The sequence below is a fragment of the Kitasatospora sp. NBC_01246 genome (assembly GCF_036226505.1).
Lineage (GTDB): Bacteria > Actinomycetota > Actinomycetes > Streptomycetales > Streptomycetaceae > Kitasatospora.
This window is the reverse complement of the sequence record NZ_CP108484.1, coordinates 7,813,352-7,835,896: the sequence shown is the minus strand read 5'-3', so window position 1 is coordinate 7,835,896 and position 22,545 is coordinate 7,813,352. Positions and strand designations below refer to the sequence as shown.

General features: G+C 76.0%; 2 protein-coding genes and 1 pseudogene. All 3 read right to left on the bottom strand.

The annotated features are described in order from the left end of the window. Positions 1-61: 61 nt before the first annotated feature. Entirely contained in the window at positions 62-901 is an 840-nt protein-coding gene (locus OG618_RS32955) for an arylamine N-acetyltransferase (RefSeq protein ID WP_329491267.1), read from the bottom strand. Positions 902-967: 66 nt separating this feature from the next. Further along, a pseudogene (locus OG618_RS32950) lies at positions 968-11,623 on the bottom strand (type I polyketide synthase); the annotation flags it as partial. Positions 11,624-11,666: 43 nt separating this feature from the next. After that, positions 11,667-22,490: a type I polyketide synthase gene (locus OG618_RS32945; protein ID WP_329491265.1), complete on the bottom strand. Its 10,824-nt coding sequence runs from the start codon at positions 22,488-22,490 to the stop codon at positions 11,667-11,669. Between the last annotated feature and the right edge of the window lie 55 nt (positions 22,491-22,545).

Here is a 22,545-nt window from a genome sequence, read left to right as displayed (position 1 = left end):
GTGCTGCCGGAAGTGCTCCCGCCGGTGTTCCCGCGGGTGCTCCCGGCGGTGTTCCCGCCGGTCAGGGGAGGTCCCCGGACACGATCGTGTCGACGAGCACGCGGTGCTCGTCGTCGTCGACGACGGTGCGCACCCGCTCCCGTCCGTCCCGGACCGTCAGGTGCCGGCGGCCCTTCAGGACGGCCTGGCCGTCCTCGAACGCCCGGCCGTAGAGGACGCCCTGCATGTCCCCCTCGGGGGGCGGCGCCGGGTTCTCCCGGGCGCGGTCCTCCAGTGCCTTCCAGTCGCTCCACCGCCGGGGCAGCAGCTTGAAGGTGTAGACGACGCTCCAGCGGGTCACCCGCCCCCGGCGCTGCAGCGCCGTCTCACCGTCGCCCCGGTCCACCAGCCGGTACTGGCAGCCGTACTGGGTCTGCACCGCGTCGGTGACGAGCAGCGGTTCGAGGTAGGACGGCCCCGGGTAGCCCACGTCGACCAGCCACTCGGCGCCGTCCAGCGCCACCCGGACGAACATGTGCTCGATCTCGGTGCCGAAGTTCTCCCTGCCCTCGGCGGTACTGGCCGCCATCAGGGAGACCTCGTAGCCAAGGGTGCCGAGCAGCCGGAAGAACAGCCGGTTCAGCTGGAAGCAGGTGCCGCCCCGTCCCTCGACGACGGCCGTCTCGAACACGGCGTCCTCGTCGAGGTCGACGAGGTTGATGCCGTCGGTGAAGTCCTGGGCGGCGATGTTGTACGGGATCGCCATGAGATGCCGCTTGTGCAGGGTGCGCAGCGTCTCGATGTCCACGCGCGTCTGCCCGGCGCAACCGATGCGCCGGAGGTAGGCGTCCGCGTCGAACACGTCGTCATCTCCTCTCTTGTCCGCGAGCCGGATCAGGGCCGCTCGTTCGGGGTCGTTCATCGGCTTGTCGGCCGGGCCGCTCGCCGGACCGCTCCGGGGCTGCGGCAGGGGCCCGGCCGTGGCGGCTCAGACCGAGATGGCCGCGACACCCCCCGTGCCCTCGCCGAACATGCGCTCTTGCATGTGCGCGACAATCATCCCCGGCGTCGGGTGATCGAAAACAAGACCGGCCGAGAGCTTCGCCCCCATCAGTTCGCCCAGCCGGTTGCGCAGTTCGAGCGCGGTCAACGAGTCGAAGCCGATCTCGAAGAGGCCCTGGTCCACGTCGATGTGGTGGGACGCGCTGTAGCCGAGGACGACGGCGACCTGGGCCCGGACCACGTCCAGCAGGAGCGTCGCGCGCTCCGCGCCGGGCAGCCCGGCCAGCCGCTCGGCCAGCTTGCGCCGCTCGTCCCCCGAGACCGCGGCCCGGGCCAGCTGCCGGCTCGCGCGCACCAGGCCGCGCAGCAGCGGCGGTGCCTCGCGCCCGGCCGCGGCGTCGGCGCGCAGCGCACGCAGGTCCAGCTTGGCCGGCACCAGCAGCGCCCGGTCACCGCGCAGCGCGGTGTCGAACAGCTCCATGCCCTCGGCCGGGGTCATGCCCAGCAGACCGCCGCGCCGGTTCAGCCGGCTGCGGGTGAGGTCGTCGGTGCCGGCCGCCATGCCGGTCTCCTGCTCCCACAGGCCCCACGCCAGCGACAGCGCCGGCAGACCGGCCGCCCGGCGCCGGGCCATCAGCCCGTCCATGTAGGCGTTCGCCGCCGCGTAGGCGCCGGTGCCCGCGCCAAGGAACACCGCCGACACCGACGAGTAGACCACGAACGCGTCCAACTCCGGGGCCAGTTCGCGGGTCAGCTCGTCCAGGTGCCGGGTCGCGGTCACCTTCGCCGCGAACACCCGCTCCAGCCGCTCCCGGTCGACCTCGCCGATCACGCCCGCGTCGAACAGGCCCGCGGCGTGCAGCACCGCGGTCAGCCGGCGGCCGTCGCGCCGGACGGCGGCCAGCAGCTCCGCCACCGCGTCCCGGTCGGTCACGTCACAGGCCGGCACCGCCACCGACTCGGCGCCGAGCGCGTGCAGCTCGGCCACCAACTCCCGGGCACCCTCGGCCTCCAGGCCCCGCCGACTGGTCAGCACCAGATGCCGGATCCCGTGCTCGGTCACCAGGTGCCGGGCCAGCACCGCACCCAGCGACCCGGTACCACCGGTGACCAGCACCGTCCCCGCCCGGTCCAGCACCGGCTCCGCCCGGTCGACGGCGCCGGCCCGGGCGAGCCGGGGCACGTGGAGCGTCGCGCCGCGCACCGCGACCTGCGGCTCGCCGACGGCCAGCACCGGCCCCAGCAGCGGCTCGACCTCCGACAGGTCGGACGCGTCGGTGTCCAGCAGCACGATCCGGTCCGGGTTCTCCGCCTGCGCCGCGCGGACCAGACCCCAGACGGCGGCGCCGGCCGGGTCCGTCACCGTGGCGTCGCCACCGGCGGGCACCGCGCCCCTGGTCACCACCACCAGCCGGGTCTCCTCCAGCCCGGCGCCGGCCAGCCAGGTCTGGACGACCTCCAGCACCCGGTCCGTCACGTCCAGCGGGGTGTCCGCGTCGCCGCCGGTGACCGCCTCCAGGATCGCGGTCTCCGGGACGGCCGCCCCGGACAGCGCGTCCTCCGCGAGGGTGGCCACCTCCTCGGCGGTGGACAGCCGTACCCAGGACGGCGAGCCGGCGGCCCCGTCCGGGAGCACCTCCGTCCAGTCCACCCGGAACAGCGAGTCGCCGCCCGCGCGGCCCGCCGCCGCGCCCAACTGCTCGGCGGACACCGGGCGGAACACCAGCGAGTCGGCCGTCAGGACGGCGCCGCCGGCCTCGTCGACCGCCTCCAGCGAGAGCGCGTCGGGCGCCGGCTGGGCGACCCGCACCCGCAGCGACGAGGCGCCCGCGGCGTGCAGGACCAGGCCGTTCCAGGCGAACGGCAGCATCGTCCGGTGGTCGCCCGTGCTCAGGAAGGCCTTCGCGTGCAGGGCCGCGTCCAGCAGCGCCGGGTGGATGCCGAACCCGGCGGCGCTGCCCCGGTGGTCCTCCGGCAGGGCGATCTCGGCGAAGACCTCGTCACCGCGCCGCCAGGCCGCCCGCAGGCCCCGGAACACCGGCCCGTAGACGTAGTTGTGCTCCAGCAGACCGGCGTAGAACTCCTCGGGACCGATCTCCACCCGCTCCGCGCCGGGCGGCGGCCAGGCGCTGAAGTCGAACCGCGACCCGGCCGCCCGGGCCGTGGCCGTCAGGACACCGGTGGCGTGCCGGGTCCACGGGTCGCCGACGGCCTCCTCGCGGGTCGAGTACACGGCGACCGTGCGGGCACCGCCCTCGTCCGGACCGCCGACGGTGACCTGCACCCGGACGCCGCCCTGCTCGGGCAGGATCAGCGGGGCCTCGATCACCAGCTCGTCCAGCGTGCCGCAGCCGACCTCGTCACCGGCCCGCACGGCCAGCTCCACCAGGCCCGTCCCGGGCACCAGCACGACGTCGCCGACCGCGTGGTCGGCCAGCCAGGGATGGGTGCGCAGGGAGAGCCGGGAGGTGCACAGCACCCCGCCGGTCTCTGGCACCTCGACCACCGCGCCGAGCAGCGGGTGGTCCACCCCCGCCAGGCCCAGCGAGGTCGCGTCGGTGGCCGCCGCGGTCATCGGGAGCCAGTAGTGCTGGTGGTCGAAGGCGTAGGTCGGCAGGTCCACCTCGGCGCCACCGGCCGCGTCGGGCAGCACGCCCGTCCAGTCCACCGCCACACCGCGGACGAAGAGTTCGGCCATCGAGGCCAGCAGGCGGCGCGGGCCGCCCTCGTCCCGCCGCAGCGAACCGGTCACCAGGACCTCGACCCCGGCCCCGTCGGCGACCTCGGTGATCGGCTGGGCCAGCACCGGGTGGGTACTGGCCTCCACGAACACCGTGTGGTCCTCGGCGAGCAGCGCGGCGACCGCCGGGCCGAAGCGGACCTGGCTCCGCAGGTTGCGGTACACGTAGCCGCCGTCGATCACGCCGGCCTCGCGGACCCACTCACCGGTCACCGTCGAGAAGAGCGGGACCAGCGGCGCCCGGCCGCGGATGTCCGCGAACGCCTCCGCCAGGACCTCCTCCAGGGCCTCGGCGTGCCGGGTGTGGGAGGCGAAGTCCACCGCGACCCGGCGCACCCGTACCCCGTCGGCGGCCAGCACCTCGACGGCCTCGTCCAGCACGTCGAGGTCACCGGCGACCACCACCGACGCGGGGCCGTTGACCACCGCGACCTCCAGCCGGCCCGCCCAGCCCTCCAACCGGGCCAGCGCCTCGGCCTCGGAGAGCGCCACCGAGGCCATCCCGCCGAGCCCGGCCAGCTGACCGGCGATCACCCGGCTGCGCACCGCGACGATCCGGGCCGCGTCCTCCAGGGAGAGCGCACCGGCCACGCAGGCCGCCGCGATCTCGCCCTGCGAGTGCCCCAGCACCGCGTCCGGGATCACCCCCACCGACGCCCAGACGGCGGCCAGTCCGACCATCACCGCGAAGCTCGCGGGCTGCACCACATCGGCCCGGTCCAGGACCTCGGCCGGCGCCTCGCCGCGCAGCACCTCCTCCAGCGACCAGTCCACCCAGGGGCCGAGCGCCCGGGCGCACTCGGCGATGCGCTCGGCGAACACCGGTGAGGTGTCCAGCAGTTCACGGCCCATCCCGGCCCACTGCGCCCCCTGGCCGGGGAAGACCAGGACGAGCTTGCCCACCGTGCCCGCGGTGCCCGTCACCAGCCCGGCGGCGGACTCGCCCCGGGCCAGCGCGGCCAGCCCGGCCGACGCCTCCGCCGGGGACCCGGCCACCACCACCGCGCGCTCGGAGAGCAGCGCCCGCCGGGAGAGCAGCGCACCGGCCAGCGCCGCCGGGGCGGTCGCCCCGGCGAGCTCCGTCAGCCGCCCGCCCTGGGCCGCCAGCGAGGCGGCGTTCTTCGCCGAGACCACCAGCGGCACCACGGCGTCGGGGGCGGACCCGGCCTCGGCCGGCTGCTCCTCGGGGGCCTGCTCCAGGATCACGTGCGCGTTGGTCCCGCTGAGGCCGAAGGAGGAGACCCCGGCCCGGCGCGGCCGGTCCACCTCGGGCCACTCCCGCGCCTCGGTCAGCAGCTCGACGGCGCCCGCCGTCCAGTCCACCTGCGAGGAGGGCGCGTCCACGTGCAGGGTCGCGGGCATCACGCCGTGCCGCAGCGCCTGCACCATCTTGATCACACCCGAGACACCCGCCGCCGCCTGGGCGTGGCCGATGTTGGACTTCAGCGAGCCCAGCCAGAGCGGGCGCTCCGGGTCACGGCCGCGACCGTAGGTGGCCAGCAGCGCCTGCGCCTCGATCGGGTCCCCCAGGACGGTGCCCGTGCCGTGGCCCTCGACCAGGTCCACATCGGCCGTCGACAGCCCGGCCGCCGCCAGCGCCTTGCGGATCACCCGCTGCTGGGAGGGGCCGTTCGGCGCGGTCAGACCGTTGGACGCGCCGTCCTGGTTCACCGCGGACCCGCGCAGCACCGCGAGCACCGGGTGGCCGTTGCGCCGCGCCTCGGAGAGCCGCTCCAGCACCACCACACCGGCGCCCTCGGCCCAGCCGGTGCCGTCGGCGGCGTCCGCGTAGGACTTGCAGCGGCCGTCCGTCGCCAGCGCCTTCTGCCGCGAGAACTCCATGAACATGCTCGGGCTGGACATCACCGTCGAACCGCCGGCCAGGGCCAGCGAGCACTCGCCCTGGCGCAGCGCCTGGGCGGCCAGGTGGATCGCCACCAGCGAGGAGGAGCAGGCCGTGTCCACGGTGACCGCCGGGCCCTCGAAGCCGAACACGTAGGACACCCGGCCCGAGGCCACACTGGCGCCGGCGCCGGTCAGCGCGAAGCCGCCCAGCTCCGGCGGCACGCTGCCACCGGCGTAGTAGTCGACGCCCATGATGCCGTTGAACACCCCGACCTCGGTGCCCTTCAGCGAGCCCGGGTCGATGCCGGCCCGTTCCATCGCCTCCCAGGAGGTCTCCAGCAGCAGCCGCTGCTGCGGGTCCATCGCCAGCGCCTCACGCGGCGAGATCCCGAAGAAGGCCGGGTCGAACAGCGGTGCCTCGTGCAGGAAGCCGCCCTGGCTGACGTAGGAGGTGCCCTCGCTCTCCGGGTCGGCGTCGAACAGCTCGTCCAGGCCCCAGCCGCGGTCGGAGGGGAACAGCGACACGCCGTCCCGCCCCTCGGTGACCAGCTGCCACAGGTCCTCCGGGGTGGCCACCCCGCCGGGCAGCCGGCAGGCCATGCCGACGATCGCCACCGGATCGGCCGGATCGTGCACGGCCGCCGCCGGTACCACCGGCCCCGCCGCGACCGCCGTGCCATCGAACTCGCCGTCCAGGTAGCGGGCCAGGGCGAGCGGGGTGGGGTAGTCGAAGACGGCCGTGGCGGGCAGGCTGAGGCCGGTGGCCTCGCGCAGCCGGTTGCGCAGCTCGACGGAGGTCAGCGAGTCGAAGCCAGCGTCCTTGAAGGCCCGCTCCGCCGCGACCTTCGCCGCGCCCGCGTGGCCGAGCACCGACGCGACGTGCGTCCGGACCAGCTCCAGCAGCAGCGCCTCGCGCTCGGCCGCGGCCAGCCCGGCCAGCCGGCCGGCGAGCCCGCCGCCGGCGCCGGTCGCGGCGGCCCGCGCCGACTGCCGGCCGGGGCGGACCAGGCCCAGCAGCAGGGGCGGCACCCCGGCGCCGGCCGTGGCGGCCGTGCGCAGGGCCCGCAGGTCCAGCTTGACCGGGACGAGCAGCGCCCGGTCACTGTGCAGCGCGGTGTCGAAGAGCTCCATGCCCTCCGCCGGCGTCAGCGGCTGGGCGCCGCCGCGCCGGTTCATCCGGCTCCGGGACAGCTCGTCCAGGTCGGCGCCCATGCCGTCGCTCTGCGCCCACGGGCCCCAGGCCAGCGACAGCGCGGGCAGGCCGTCCGCCCGGCGCCGGGCCATCAGCCCGTCCAGGTAGGCGTTCGCCGCCGCGTAGGCGCCGGTGCCCGCGCCCAGGAACACCGCCGAGACGGAGGAGTACGTGATGAACACGTCCAGGTCCGGGGCGAGTTCACGGGTCAGCTCGTCGAGGTGCCGAGTCGCCGTCACCTTCGGTGCGAAGACGCGCTCCAGCCGCTCCGGGTCGATCTCGCCGACCACACCGCCGTCGAAGACACCCGCCGCGTGGACCACGGCGGTCAGCCGGTGACCGTCGCGCCGGACGGCGGCCAGCAAGTCCGCCAGCGCGTCGCGGTCGGTCACGTCACAGGCCGGCACCGCCACCGACTCGGCGCCCAGCGCGTACAGTTCGGCCACCAGCTCCCGCGCACCCTCGGCCTCCAGACCCCGCCGGCTGGTCAGCACCAGATGCCGGATCCCGTGCTCGGTCACCAGGTGCCGGGCCAGCACCGCACCCAGCGACCCGGTACCACCGGTGACCAGCACCGTCCCCGCCCGGTCCAGCACCGGCGCGGTGCCCCGGGCGATACCGGCCCGGGCGAGGCGCGGCACGGACAGGGCCGCACCGCGCAGGGCGACCTGCGGTTCACCGGTGGCCAGCACGGCGGTCAGCACCGCGTCGAGGTCGGTGCCGGACTCGGCGTCGAGCAGCACGATCCGGTCCGGGTTCTCCGCCTGCGCCGCCCGGAGCAGACCCCAGACCGCGGCGCCGGCCGGGTCGGTCACCGCGGCGTCGCCGCCGGCGGGCACCGCGCCCCTGGTCGCCACCACCAGCCGGGCCCGCGCCGGGGCGGGCCCGGCCAGCCAGGCCCGGACGACCTCCAGCACCCGCCGGGTCAGCGCGAGCGGGGTGTCCCCGGGGCTGTCGGTGACGGCCTCCAGCAGCACCGCCGTCGGCGCGGCGGCGCCGGTGCCCTCACCCTCACCCTCACCCTCACCCTCGCCCTCGCCCTCGCCCTCGCCCTCGAACAGTGCCGCCAGGTCCGCCGGGGCGGTGACCCGGGCCGGGACCGGGCCGGGGGTGGGGGCGGCGGGCAGGGTGGCCGACTCGGTCCACTCCACCCGGTACAGCGCGTCGCTGCCCGGCGTCCCCGCCGCCGCCTCCAACTGCTCGGTGGAGACGGCGCGGGAGACCAGCGAGTCAAGCGTCAGGACGAGCCCGCCGGCGTCGTCGACGGCCTCCAGCGACAGGACGTCCGGCCCCGGCCGGGCGACCCGCACCCGGACCGAGGCGGCCCCGGCCGCGTGCAGCACCAGCCCGTTCCAGGCGAACGGCAGCCGGACCACCGGCTCCTCGTCCGGTGCGTCGTCCGGCCGGGCGCCGCTCAGCGCGGCCGCCGCGTCCAGCATGCTGGAGTGCAGGGCGGCGTCGAGCAGGCCGGGGTGGATGCCGAACCCGGCTGCCCGCTCGCGCAGTTCGTCCGGCAGGGCCACCTCGGCGAAGATCTCCTCGCCGCGCCGCCAGACCGCACGCACGCACTGGAACGACCGGCCGTAGGCGTACCCCGCGCGGTCGAGCAGGTCGTAGCCGCCGGTGATGTCCACCGGCTGCGCGCCGGGCGGCGGCCAGGCGGTGAAGTCGAACTCCGGCTCGGCGGCGCCGGCCGTCGTCGGCAGCAGTGTGCCGGTGGCGTGGCGGACCCAGGCGTCCATGGCTCCCGCGGTGTCGGTGCCCTCCACCGCGTCCTCGCGGGCGGAGTACACCTCCACCGTGCGGGCGCCCCGCTCGTCCGGGCCGCCGACGGCGACCTGGACCCGCAGGCCGCCGTGCTCGGGCACCACCAGCGGTGCCTCGATGACGAGTTCGTCCAGCACCCCGCAACCGACCTCGTCGCCGGCCCGCACGGCCAGCTCCACCAGACCGGTCCCGGGGACGAGGACCACTCCCCCGACGGCGTGGTCGGCGAGCCAGGCGTGCGTGCGCAGCGACAGCCGGGAGGTGAACACCAGGCCGTCGGACTGCGGCAGTTGGACGACCGCGCCGAGCAGCGGGTGGTCGGCCTTGCCCTGGCCGAGCGAGGTGGCGTCGGTCAGCGGGGTGGCCGGGAGCCAGTAGTGCTCGTGCTCGAAGGCGTAGGTGGGCAGCTCCAGATGGGTGGGCGTGAAGCCGGCGGGCAGCGTCTTCGCCCAGTCCACCTCGATGCCACGGACGAAGAGTTCGGCGACCGAGGCCAGCACGGTGTGCACCTCGGGGCGGCCGTCGCGCAGCGCGGCCACCGCGACCGCGCGCTCACCGGCGGACTCCGCGACCACGCCGCTCAGCGCGGCGCCGGGGCCCAGCTCGACGAAGAGTGCGGAGCCGCCGTCGGCCGCCGTGGCGATGCCGTCGGCGAACCGGACCGGGCGGCGGACATGGTCCACCCAGTAGGCGGGATCGGCCAGTTGACCGGGCGCGGCCACCTGTCCGGTCACGTTGGAGACGATCGGGACCTGTGCCTCGCCCCAGGCGACGTCGGCGAGCACGGCGGCGAACTCCGCCAGCATCGGCTCCATCAGCGCCGAGTGGAAGGCGTGCGAGACGGTGAGCTGCTTGACCTTGCGGCCCTGCTCCCGCAGTTGCTCCGCGGCCTTCAGGACCGCCGCCTCCTCGCCGGAGAGCACCACCGACGAAGGACCGTTCACCGCCGCCAGGTCCACGCCGTCACCGAGGAGTTCGGCGACCTCGGCCTCGGTGGCTGCCACTGCCACCATCGCGCCGCCGGACGGCAGCGCCTGCATCAGCCGACCGCGCGCGGCGACCACCGCCGCCGCGTCCCCGAGCGAAAGCACCCCGGCCACGTGCGCGGCCGTGATCTCCCCGATCGAGTGCCCCATCACCGCGTCAGGCCGGACACCCCAGGACTCGATCAGCCGGAACAACGCCGTCTCCACGGCGAACAACCCGGCCTGGGTGTACACGGTCTGGTCCAGCGATCCGGCCGTACCGAACACCACGTCCTTGACCGGGTGCTCGGTCCACCCCGCCAACCGCGCGTCCAGCGCCGCGCAGGCCGCGTCGAAGGCCTCGGCGAACACCGGGTACCGCTCCGCCAGCTCACGGCCCATCCCGACCCGCTGCGAACCCTGACCCGGGAAGACCAGGACCACCTTCCCCGGGCCGCCGGACGGGGACGCGCCGCCACTCGCCCCGGCGGGCGCGGACTCGCCGCGTGCCAGCGCGGCCAGGCCCGCCAGTGTCTCCTCGCGCGAGCCGGCCACCAGCACCGCCCGCTCGCCCAGCACCGCGCGCTGGGCGAGCAGCGCACCCGCCACCGCGACCGGCGCCCCGGCCCCGGGCCCGTCGACGGAGGACGCCTCGACGAAGGCGGCCAGCCGCCCGGCCTGGCCGGCCAGGGCGGCGGCCGAGGCGGCCGACAGCACCAGCGGGACGACGCCCTCGGGCACGGCCGCCGGCCGCGCCTCCTCCTCGGGGGCCTGCTCCAGGATCAGGTGCGCGTTGGTGCCGCTGACGCCGAAGCCGGACACCGCCGCCCGGCGGGGGCGGCCGGTCTCCGGCCAGTCCCGCGCCTCGGTCAGCAGCTCCACCGCACCGGCGGACCAGTCGACCTGGGTGGACGGCGCGTCCACGTGCAGGGTGGGCGGCATGACGCCGTGCCGCAGCGCCTGGACCATCTTGATCACACCGGCCACCCCGGCGGCGGCCTGGGTGTGGCCAATGTTCGACTTCAGCGAGCCGAGCCGCAACGGCCGCTCGGCGGGCCGGTCCTGGCCGTAGGTGGCCAGCAGGGCCTGCGCCTCGATCGGGTCACCCAGCACCGTGCCCGTGCCGTGGCCCTCCACCAGGTCCACATCCGCGGTGGAAAGACCCGCGTTGGCCAGCGCCTTGCGGATCACCCGCTGCTGCGAGGGACCGTTCGGCGCGGTCAGACCGTTCGACGCGCCGTCCTGGTTCACCGCGCTGCCGCGGACCACCGCGAGCACCCGGTGCCCCTTGCGCCGCGCCTCGGAGAGCCGCTCCAGCACCACCACGCCCGCGCCCTCGGCCCAGCCTGTGCCGTCCGCCGCGTCCGCGTACGCCTTGCACCGGCCGTCGGCGGCCAGCCCGCGCTGGCGCGAGAAGTCGATGAAGAGGCCGGGGGTGGCCATCACGGTCGCGCCGCCGGCCAGCGCCATCGAGCACTCGCCGCGGCGCAGCGCCTGGGCCGCCAGGTGGATCGCCACCAGCGAGGAGGAGCAGGCGGTGTCGAGCGTCACAGCCGGGCCCTCGAAGCCGAACACGTAGGAGATCCGGCCGGACGCCACGCTGGCGGCCGCGCCCGTCCCGGTGAAGCCCTCCAGCTCCGGCGGCACGCTGCCGCCGGCGAAGTAGTCGACGCCCATGATCCCGTTGAAGACCCCGACATCGCTGCCCTTGAGCGTGGCCGGGTCGATGCCGGCCCGCTCCAGCGCCTCCCAGGAGGTCTCCAGCAGCAGCCGCTGCTGCGGATCCATGGCGAGCGCCTCGCGCGGCGAGATCCCGAAGAAGCCCCCGTCGAAGAGACCGGCCTCGTGCAGGAAGCCGCCCTGGTCGACGTAGGAGGTGCCGCGGTTCTCCGGGTCCTCGTCGAACAGCCCGTCGAGGTCCCAGCCCCGGTCGGAGGGGAAGCCCGAGACACCGTCCCGGCCCTCGCTGACCAGGTCCCACAGCCCCTCCGGGCTGTCGACACCACCGGGCAGCCGGCACGCCATACCCACGATCGCCACAGGCTCGCTGGAGGCGCTGACGAGTTGGCGGTTCCGCTTCTTCAGCGAGCCGACCTCTTCGAGCGACTTCCGCAGCGCCTCGACAAGCTTCTCGTATGAAGTACTCACTTCACTGCCCCATTCACGTTGTACCGCATCAGCTTTCGAGGCCCTCGTCGTCGTCGCCGCCGAGCGCCAGTTGGACGAGGTCGTCGACGTCCAGGTCGGCGAGCGTGCCCGGCCGGTCGTCCTCGTCCGCCGCGTCGGCCGCCGGTCCGCCGGTGTCCAGTGCGACCAGCCTGACCAGGGCTTCCATCAGCCCGGCCTCCCGGAATCGGGCCATCGGGAGGGAGACCAGGGCGTGCCGCAGCCGGTCCTCGTCCACTTCCGGGCCGCTCGCCGCGCCGTCCGGGAGCAGTTCGCCGTGCACGTGGCGGGCCAGGGCGAGCGGGGTCGGGTAGTCGAAGACCACGGTGGCGGACAGATTGAGGCCGGTGGCCTCGCGGAGCCGGTTGCGCAGCTCGACCGAGGTGAGCGAGTCGAATCCGGCGTCCTTGAAGGACGTCCCGGCCACCACCCCGTCCGGTCCGGTGTGGCCCAGGACCAGCGCGACCTGGGCCCGCAGGAGGTCCACCAGCAGGGCCTCCTGGTCGGCCCGGGCGAGCCCGGTGAGCCGGCGCACCAGGCCGTCACCGCCGTCGCCGGACGCGGCCCGGGCCACCTGGCGGCCGGCCCTCACCTGGCCGCGCAGCAGGGGCGGTACTCCCCCGCCGGTCGCGGCCTCGGCCCTGATCGCCCGCAGGTCCAGCTTGATCGGCACCAGCAGCGCCTCCTCCGCGCCGAGCGCGGCGTCGAACAGCGCGGTGCCCTCCGCCGGCCCGAGCGCGAGAATGCCGCCGCGGCGGTTCGTCCGGGTGCGCCCGGCCGCCTCGGCGCCGGTGGTCATCCCGGTGGCGCTCTGCTCCCACGGGCCCCAGGCGAGCGAGAGCGCCGGCAGGCCGGCCGACCGGCGCCTGGCCATCAGGCCGTCGAGGTAGGCGTTGGCCGCCGCGTAGTTGCCCTGGCCGGCGGAGCCGAACAGGCCGGAGGCGGAGGAGTAGACGACGAACGCCGCCAGGTCGGGGGCGAGTTCGCGGGTGAGCTCGTCAAGGTGGCCGACGGCGGTCACCTTCGGGGCGAAGACCCGGGCCAGCCGCTCGGGCGTCAGCGCGCCGATCACCCCGTCGTCCAGGACGCCCGCGGTGTGCACGACGGCCGTCAGCGGACGCTCGTCGACCACGGAGGCGAGCAGTGCGGCCAGTGCGTCCCGGTCGGTCACATCACAGGCCGGTACGGCCACCGACTCGGCGCCGAGCGCGTGCAGCTCGGCCACCAACTCCCGGGCACCGTCGGCCTCCAGGCCCCGCCGGCTGGTCAGCACCAGATGCCGGATCCCGTGCTCGGTCACCAGGTGCCGGGCCAGCACCGCACCCAGCGACCCGGTACCACCGGTGACCAGCACCGTCCCCGCCCGGTCCAGCACCGGCTCCGCCCGGTCGACGGCGCCGGCCCGGACCAGGCGCGGCGCGGAGAGCACCGGGCCGCGGACCGCGACCTGCGGCTCACCGGTGGCCAGCACGGCGGCGAGGACCGCGTCGGCGTCGGTGCCGGCAGCGGTGTCGAGCAGGACGATCCGGTCGGGGTTCTCCACCTGGGCGGCCCGGACCAGGCCCCAGACGGCGCTGCCGGCCGGGTCGGTCACCGCGGCGTCGCCACCGGCGGGCACCGCGCCGCTGGTCGCCACGACCAGTCGGGAGGTCTCCGGGGCCGGAGCGACCAGCCACGCCTGGAGCACGTCGAGCACCCGGGTGCCGAGCTCCAGCGCGTCCGCACCGGCCGCCGTCAGCACCACGGCGTCCGGCACCCCGCCCGCCGCGGCCAGCGCGGTCACCTCGTCGGCGGTGGCGACGGACACCCGGCTCGGCGCGGCCGCGAGGGGCGGCGGCGACGGCAGGGCCGTCCACTCCACCCGGAACAGCGAGTCGCCGCCCGGCGCACCCGCCGCCGCCTCCAGCTGCTCGGCGGAGACGGCGCGGAACACCAGGGAGTCCAGCGTCAGGACCGGACCGCCGGTCTCGTCGGCGGCCTGGAGCGACACCGCGTCCTGGCCCGACGGTGCCACCCGGACCCGCAGCGCCGAGGCGCCGACGGCGTGCAGGGTGAGCCCGTTCCAGGCGAACGGCAGGACCGTCCGGGGCTCGTCCGCCGCCTCGGGGGCGTCGGCCGGGCGGACGAAGCCGTTGGCGTGCAGGGCGGCGTCGAGCAGCGCGGGATGGATGCCGAAGCGGCCCGCCCCCTCGCGGTGGTCCTCCGGCAGGGCGATCTCGGCGAAGACCTCCTCGCCGCGCCGCCAGACCGCCCGCAGGCCCTGGAACGACGGGCCGTAGGTGTAGCCGAGCCGGATCAGGTCGGCGTAGAAGCCCTCGACGTCGACCTCGACCGGCTGGGCGCCGGGCGGCGGCCAGGCGGTGAGGTCGAACTCCGGTGCGGCGCCGGTCCCGGCCGGCCGCAGGGTGCCGGTGGCGTGGCGGGTCCAGCCGTCCGTACCGGCCTCCATCGCGTCCTCCCGGGCGGAGTACACCTCCACCGTCCGGGTGCCCCGCTCGTCCGGGCCGCCGAGCGCGACCTGGACCCGGACGCCGCCGTGGTCCGGCACCACCAGCGGTGCCTCGATGACCAGTTCGTCCAGGGCGCCGCAGCCGGCCTCGTCGCCGGCCCGGACGGCCAGCTCGACCAGGCCGGTGCCGGGCAGCAGGACGACCCCGCCGACGGCGTGGTCGGCGAGCCACGGGTGCGTGCGCAGCGAGAGCCGGGAGGTGAACACCAGGCCGTCGTTCTGCGGCAGGTGCATCACCGCGCCGAGCAGCGGGTGGTCGGTCCCGTTCAGCCCCAGGAAGGCGGCGTCGGCGGCCGGGGCGGGCTGCAGCCAGTACTGCCGGTGGTCGAAGGCGTAGGTCGGCAGTTCCAGGTGGCCCGGGCCGGCGGGCAGGAGGCCGGACCAGTCCACCGCGACGCCCCGGACGAGGAGTTCGGCCACCGCGGCCAGCACGGTGTGCGCCTCGGGGCGGCCGTCGCGCAGGGCCGCGACGCAGAGCGCGCCGTCGCCGGCGGACTCCGCCACCGCGCTGCTGAGCGCGGCGCCGGGGCCCAGTTCGACGAACAGTGCGGTGCCGTCCCCGGCCGCGGCGGCGATGCCGTCGGCGAACCGGACCGGGCGCCGCACGTGGTCCACCCAGTAGGCGGGGTCGGCCAGTTGGCCGGGCTCGGCCGGTCGGCCGGTGACGTTGGAGATCACCGGGAGCCTCGGTTCGCGCCAGACCACCTCGGCGAGGACGGCGGCGAACCCCGCCAGCATCGGCTCCATCAGCGCCGAGTGGAAGGCGTGCGAGACGGTCAGCTGCTTGACCTTGCGGCCCTGCGCCTTGAGGGCTTCAACGGCCTTCAGCACGGCCGCCTCCTCGCCGGAGAGGACCACCGACGAAGGACCGTTCACCGCCGCCAGATCCACGCCATCCGTGAGGAGTTCGGCGACCTCGGCCTCGGTGGCTGCCACCGCCACCATCGCACCGCCGGACGGCAGCGCCTGCATCAGCCGGCCCCGCGCGGCGACCACCGCCGCCGCGTCGCCGAGCGAGAGCACCCCGGCCACATGGGCGGCCGTGATCTCCCCGATCGAGTGGCCCATGACCGCGTCCGGCCGGACGCCCCAGGACTCGATCAGCCGGAACAACGCCGTCTCCACCGCGAACAGACCCGCCTGGGTGTACACGGTCTGGTCCAGCGATCCGGCCGTACCGAGCACCACGTCCTTGACCGGGTGCTCGGTCCAGCCCGCCAACCGCTCGTCCAACGCGGCACACGCCGCGTCGAAGGCCTCGGCGAACACCGGGTACCGCTCCGCCAGCTCCCGGCCCATCCCGACCCGCTGCGACCCCTGCCCCGGGAACACCAGCACCGTGCGCGCCGCCTCACCGGCGGTCCCGGTCACCAGCACCGGGCTGTGCTCGCCCCGCGCCAGGGCGCTCAGCCCGGCCAACGCCTCCTCCGGCGAACCCGCCAGCACCACCGCGCGCTCCGACAGCAGCGCCCGCTGGGCCAGCAGCGCGGCGGCGATCTCCGCCGTCCCGGCCTCGGAGGTCTCGACGAAGGGCGCCAGCCGGTCGGCCTGCCCGGCCAGCGACCGCGCGCTCTTCGCCGACAGCACCAGCGGGACCACACCCGTCGGAGCGGCCTCGACCGCGACGGCCTGCGCCTCGTCGACCGGGGCCTGCTCCAGGATCAGGTGCGCGTTCGTCCCGCTGACCCCGAAGCCGGAGACGCCCACCCGGCGGGGGCGGCCGGTCTCCGGCCACTCCCGCGCCTCGGTCAGCAGCTCGACGGCGCCCGCCGTCCAGTCCACCTGCGAGGACGGCGCGTCCACGTGCAGCGTGGGCGGCAGGACACCGTGCCGCAGCGCCTCCACCATCTTGATCACACCGGCCACCCCGGCGGCCATCTGGGTGTGGCCGATGTTGGACTTCAGCGAGCCCAGCCAGAGCGGACGCCCCGGCTCCCGGTCCTGGCCGTAGGTGGCCAGCAGCGCCTGCGCCTCGATCGGGTCCCCCAGGACCGTGCCGGTGCCGTGGCCCTCGACCACGTCCACCTCGGCGCCGGTCAGGCCCGCGTTGGCCAGCGCCTTGCGGATCACCCGCTGCTGGGAGACCCCGCTGGGCGCGGTCAGCCCGTTGGACGCGCCGTCCTGGTTGACCGCCGACCCGCGCACCAGCGCGAGCACCCGGTGCCCCTTGCGCCGCGCCTCCGACAGCCGCTCCAGCACCACCACACCAGCGCCCTCGGCCCAGCCTGTGCCGTCCGCCGCGTCCGCGTAGGACTTGCAGCGGCCGTCCGTCGCCAGGCCGCGCTGGCGGGAGAACTCCACGAAGGTGCCGGGGGTGGCCATCACGGTCGCACCGCCGGCCAGCGCCATCGAGCACTCGCCCTGGCGCAGCGCCTGCGCGGCCAGGTGCATCGCGACCAGCGACGACGAGCAGGCCGTGTCCACCGTGACCGCCGGGCCCTCGAAGCCGAAGACGTAGGCCACTCGGCCGGAGGCCACGCTGCCCATGCCGCCGGTGCCGGTGAAGCCCTCCAGCTCCGCGGGCACCGCGCCGCCGGCGCCGTAGCCCTGGCCCATGACACCGGAGAACACCCCGGCGTCCGTGCCCTTCAGCGAGAGCGGGTCGATGCCGGCCCGCTCCAGCGCCTCCCACGAGGTCTCCAGCAGCAGCCGCTGCTGCGGGTCCATCGCCAGCGCCTCCCGCGGGCTGATGCCGAAGAACCCGGCGTCGAACCGCCCCGCCTCGTAGAGGAATCCGCCCTGGCTCACATAGGAGGTGCCGGCCTTTCCGGGGTCGGCGTCGAAGAGGTCCGCCACGTCCCAGCCGCGGTCCTCGGGGAAGCCCGACATCGCGTCCCGGCCCTCGCTGACCAGCCGCCAGAGGTCCGCCGGGCTGCCGACGCCGCCGGGCAGCCGGCAGGCCATGCCGACGATCGCGATCGGCTCGTCCGGTTCGGCGGGCGCGACCGCCGGCGCCGCCGCGGCGGTCCCGTCGGCGACGAGACCGAACTCGGCGTGCAGGTAACGGGCGAACGCGAGCGGGGTCGGGTGGTCGAAGACCACCGTCGCGGCCAGCTTCAGACCGGTCGCCTCGCGCAGCCGGTTGCGCAGCTCGACGGAGGTCAGCGAGTCGAAGCCGGAGTCCCGGAAGGCCGTCCCGCTCCTGATCGCGTCGGGCCCCGCGTGCCCGAGCACGGTCGCCGCGTGACCGCGGACCAGCTCCAGCAGCAGCGCCTCCTGCTCGGCCGCCGCCAGCCCGGCCAGCCGACCGGCCAGCCCGCCGCCGCCGTCCCCCGAGGCCGCCCGCACCAGCTGCCGCCCGGTCCGCACCAGGCCGCGCAGGAGGGTCGGGACGTCCCGGCCGGCCGCGGCGCCGGCGCGCAGCGCCCGCAGGTCCAGCTTGGCCGGGATGAGCAGCGCCTCGCCGGTGCGCAGGGCCGCGTCGAAGAGGTCCATGCCCTCCTCGGCCGTCATCGCCAGCACGCCGCCGCGTCGGTTCATCCGGCTGCGGGTGAGGTCGTCCATGCCGGCTGCCATACCGCCGGCGGTCTGGTTCCACAGGCCCCAGGCCAGCGAGGTCGCGGCCAGACCGGCCGCCCGGCGCTGGTGGGCGAGGGCGTCCAGGAAGGCGTTGGCGGCCGCGTAGCTGCCGGTGCCCGCGCCGAGGAACACCGAGGAGACCGAGGAGAAGACCACGAACGCGTCCAGGTCGGGGGCGAGTTCGCGGGTCAGGGCGTCCAGGTGCTGGGCCGCGGTGACCTTCGGGGCGAAGACCTGGGCGACCCGCTCGGGGTCCAGCGAGCCGATGACACCGGCGTCGGCGATGCCCGCGGTGTGCACGACGGCGGTCAGCCGGCGCCCGGCGCGGCGCACGTCGGCCAGCAGGTCCGCCACGGCCGCCCGGTCGGTCACGTCGCAGGACTCCACCGCGACCGTCGTCGCGCCGAGCCCCTTCAGTTCGGCGACCAGCTCGGCCGCGCCCTCGGCCGCCGGGCCGCGCCGGCTGACCAGCGCCAGGTGCCGGATGCCGTGGTCGGCGACCAGGTGCCGGGCGAGGATCCCGCCCAGCGAACCGGTGCCACCGGTGATCAGGACGATGCCCTCGGGGTCGAGGCCGGTCCCCGTCCCGCCGTCGGCCCCGGCGGCCGGTGCGGCGCGGACGAGCCGCGGGACGGACAGCGCCGTGCCGCGCAGGGCCAGTTCGGGCTCCCCGGTGGCGAGCGCCGTGCCCAGCACCGGGGCGAGGTCGAGGTCGAGGTCCGCGGCGGGGTCGAGGTCGAGCAGGACGATCCGGTCCGGGTTCTCGGTCTGGGCGGCGCGGATCAGGCCCCACACCGCGCCACCGGCCGGGTCGGTGACCGCGCCGTCCGCGCCGGCGCCGACCGCGCCCCGGGTGGCGACGACCAGCCGGGCCTCCTCCAGTCCGGGCGCGGCCAGCCAGGCCTGGACGGCCGCCAGCACCCGGTTGGTCAGGACGAGCGCGGCGTCGACGCCGTCGGCGCCGTCCGCCACGGCGTCCAGGACCGCCACGGCGGGGAGCGCCGCCTCCGGGCCCGCGCCGTCGGCCAGCGCGGTGATCCCGGCCGCGTCGGACACCGCGACCCAGACCGGCCGGTCGGCCGCCGCCACCGTGGACGGTGGCAGGTCGCTCCACTCGACGCGGAACAGCGAGTCGGCGCCCGCCGTGCCCGGGCCGGCCGTCAACTGCTCGGCGGTCAGCGGCCGCAGCTCCACCGAGCCCGCCGTCAGGACCACGCCGCCGGCCGGGTCGACCGCCTCCACCGTCAGGGCGTCGCCGCCCCGCGGCGCGATCCGCACCCGCAGCACGGAGGCGCCGACGGCGTGCAGGGCGAGCCCCTGCCAGGCCAGCGGCTGCCAGACCCGGGCGCCGGTCGCGGCGCCGTCGGCCACCGCGGTGTCCCGCAGGGCCGGGTGCAGGGCGGCGTCGAGCAGGGCGGGGTGCAGGCCGAACCGCCCGGCCTCCTCCCGGCTCTCCTCGTCCACCGCGACCTCGGCGAAGGTCTCCGCGCCGCGCTGCCAGAGCCCGCGCAGGCCCCGGAAGGCCGGGCCGTGCTGGTAGCCGTGCCCGCCGAGGTCGGCGTAGAGGGCGTCGACGTCGACCGGCCGGGCCCCGGCGGGCGGCCAGACGGTGAAGTCGGCCTGCGGGGCAGCGGTCTTGGTCGTCGCGGTGAGGGTGCCGGTGGCGTGGCGGGTCCAGGTGTCGCCGCCGGTGTCGCCCGCGGCGTCCTCCCGGGTCGAGTAGACGGCGACGCTGCGGGCACCGCTCTCGTCGGGGCCGCCGACGGTCACCTGGACCCGGACGCCACCCTGTTCCGGCAGCAGCAGCGGAGCTTTGACCACCAGGTCGTCGAGGGTGCCGCAGCCCAGTTCGTCACCGGCCCGCACGGCCAGCTCCACCAGGGCGCCGGCCGGGAGCAGCACGGCACCGCCGACGACGTGGTCGGCCAGCCAGGGGTGGGTGCGCAGCGACAGCCGCGAGGTGCCGAGCAGGCCGCCGGTCTCCGGCACCTCCGTCACGGCGCCCATCAGGGGGTGGTCGGCGGCCGACTGGCCGAGCGAGGCCGCGTCGGCGGCCGGGCCGAGCTGGAGCCAGTAGTGCCGGTGGTCGAAGGCGTAGGTCGGCAGCTCGACGCGGGCGGTGCCGGTCGGTAGCACGCCCGTCCAGTCCACCGCCACGCCCCGGACGAAGAGTTCGGCCATCGAGGCCAGCAGGCGGCGCGGGCCGCCCTCGTCCCGCCGCAGCGTCCCGGTGACCAGAACCTCGGCCCCGGCCTCGTCCACGATCTCACTGACCGGCTGGACCAGCACCGGGTGCGCGCTCGACTCCACGAACACCGTGTGGCCCTGGTCCAGCAGCGTCGCGATCGCCGGGCCGAAGCGGACCTGGCCGCGCAGGTTGCGGTACCAGTACCCGCCGTCCAGCACGCCAGCCTCGGTGACCCAAGCGCCCGTGACGGTGGAGAGGAACGGCACCAGCGGGGCCTGGCTGCGGATGTCCGCGAAGGCCTCGCCGAGAGTCTCCTCGATCGCCTCGACATGACGGGTGTGCGAGGCGTAGTCCACCGCCACCCGGCGCACCCGCACGCCGTCGGCCGCCAGCACCTCCAACGCCTCGTCCAAGGCCTCGGCGTCACCGGCCACCACGACCGAGGCCGGGCCGTTGACGGCCGCGACCTCCACCCGGTCCGCCCAGCGCACCAGCCGCTCGACGGCCTCGCTCTCGGAGAGCGCCACCGACGCCATCCCACCGCGACCGGCGAGGCTCCCGGCGATCACCTGGCTGCGCACCGCCACGATCCGCGCCGCGTCCTCCAACGACAGCGCACCCGCCACGCAGGCCGCCGCGATCTCCCCCTGCGAGTGCCCGACCACCGCGTCCGGCACCACACCCACCGACGCCCAGACCGCCGCCAGACCGACCATCACCGCGAAACTCGCCGGCTGGAGCACGTCGACGCGCTCCAGCAGCTCGGCCGGGGCCTCACCGCGCAGGACCTCCTCCAGCGACCAGTCCACCCAGCGCTCCAGCGCCGCCGCGCACTCCGCGACGCGCTCCGCGAACACCGGCGAGGCGTCCAGCAGTTCACGCCCCATCCCGACCCACTGCGAACCCTGCCCCGGGAACACCAGGACGAGCTTGCCCGCCCCGGCCGCGCTGCCCGTCACCAGCCCGGGAGCGAACTCGCCCCGGGCCAGGGCGCCCAGCCCGGCCAGCGCCTCCTCCGTCGAACCGGCCACCAGCACCGCGCGCTCGGCGAGCGCCGTCCGCCCGGTGGCCAACGCGGCGGCGACGTCCGCCGGTTCCGGCCCCTCGGCGGTCCCGAGGAAGGCCGCCAGCCGCTCGGCCTGCCCGGCCAGCGAGCCGGCCGAGGACGCCGAGACGACCAGCGGCAGCACACCGCCCGGGGCGGACCGCCCCGCGTCCGGCTCGGCGGGTGCCTCGGCGGGCGGTTCCTCCAGGACGACGTGCGCGTTGGTACCGCTGACGCCGAAGGAGGAGACCCCGGCCCGGCGCGGCCGCCCGGTCTCCGGCCAGTCCCGCGCCTCGGTGAGCAGCTCCACCGCGCCGGCCGACCAGTCCACCTCGGTACTGGGCGCGTCGACGTGCAGGGTCGCGGGCAGCACGCCGTGCCGCATGGCCTGCACCATCTTGATCACGCCCGCCACCCCGGCGGCGGCCTGGGTGTGGCCGATGTTGGACTTCAGCGAGCCCAGCCAGAGCGGACGCCCGGGCTCGCGCTCCTGGCCGTAGGTGGCCAGCAGCGCCTGCGCCTCGATCGGGTCGCCCAGCACCGTGCCGGTGCCGTGCCCCTCCACCACGTCCACGTCGGCCGGGGTGAGCCCGGCCGCCGCCAGCGCCTTGCGGATCACCCGCTGCTGCGAGGGGCCGTTGGGCGCGGTCAGCCCGTTGGACGCGCCGTCCTGGTTCACCGCCGACCCGCGCAGCACGGCCAGCACGTGGTGCCCGTTGGCCCGCGCCTCGGAGAGCCGCTCCAGCAGCACCATGCCGGCGCCCTCGGCCCAGCCCGTGCCGTCGGCCGCGTCCGCGTAGGACTTGCACCGGCCGTCGGCCGCCAGCGCCCGCTGCCGCGAGAACTCCATGAACATGCCCGGCCCGGCCATCACGGTGGCACCGCCGGCCAGCGCCAGCGAGCACTCCCCGCGCCGCAGCGCCTGCGCGGCCAGGTGCATCGCCACCAGCGACGACGAGCAGGCGGTGTCCACGGTGACCGCCGGACCCTCGAAGCCGAACACGTAGGAGATCCGGCCCGACGCCACGCTGCCGGTGGTCCCCGTCCCGGTGAAGCCCTCCAGCTCCGGGGGGACGGGGCCGCCGGTCGCGTAGCCCTCGTTGATCACTCCGACGAAGACGCCGACGTCCGAGCCCTTCAGCCCCGCCGCGTCGACGCCGGCCCGCTCCAGCGCCTCCCACGAGGTCTCCAGCAGCAGACGCTGCTGCGGGTCCATCGCCACCGCCTCGCGCGGCGAGATCCCGAAGAAGCCCGCGTCGAACAGCCCCGCCTCGTGCAGGAAGCCGCCCCGGCTCACATAGGAGGTGCCGCTCTTCTCCGGGTCCTCGTCGAACAGCCCGTCCAGGTCCCAGCCGCGGTCGGTCGGGAAGCCCGACACGCCGTCCCCGCGCTCGGTGACCAACCGCCACAGGTCGTCGGGGCCCGCCACTCCGCCCGGCAGCCGGCACGCCATGCCCACGATCGCGATCGGCTCCGCCTTCTCGGCCTCCAGCTCCAGCACGCGTTGCTGGGAGCGGCGCGCTTCGGCGAGGACGCGCTTGAGGTAGTCGCGAAGCTTGCTTTCATCCGCCATCGAAGTTCGGCTCCTAGAAGGCTGTGGCGTCGGGTGGTCTGCGGGGGTGCCGGTG

Bases quoted from the DNA above. Each gene is read 5' to 3' on its own strand.
- OG618_RS32945 (WP_329491265.1), bottom strand. From the start codon at position 22,490: ATGGCGGATGAAAGCAAGCTTCGCGACTACCTCAAGCGCGTCCTCGCC.
- OG618_RS32955 (WP_329491267.1), bottom strand. From the start codon at position 901: ATGAACGACCCCGAACGAGCGGCCCTGATCCGGCTCGCGGACAAGAGA.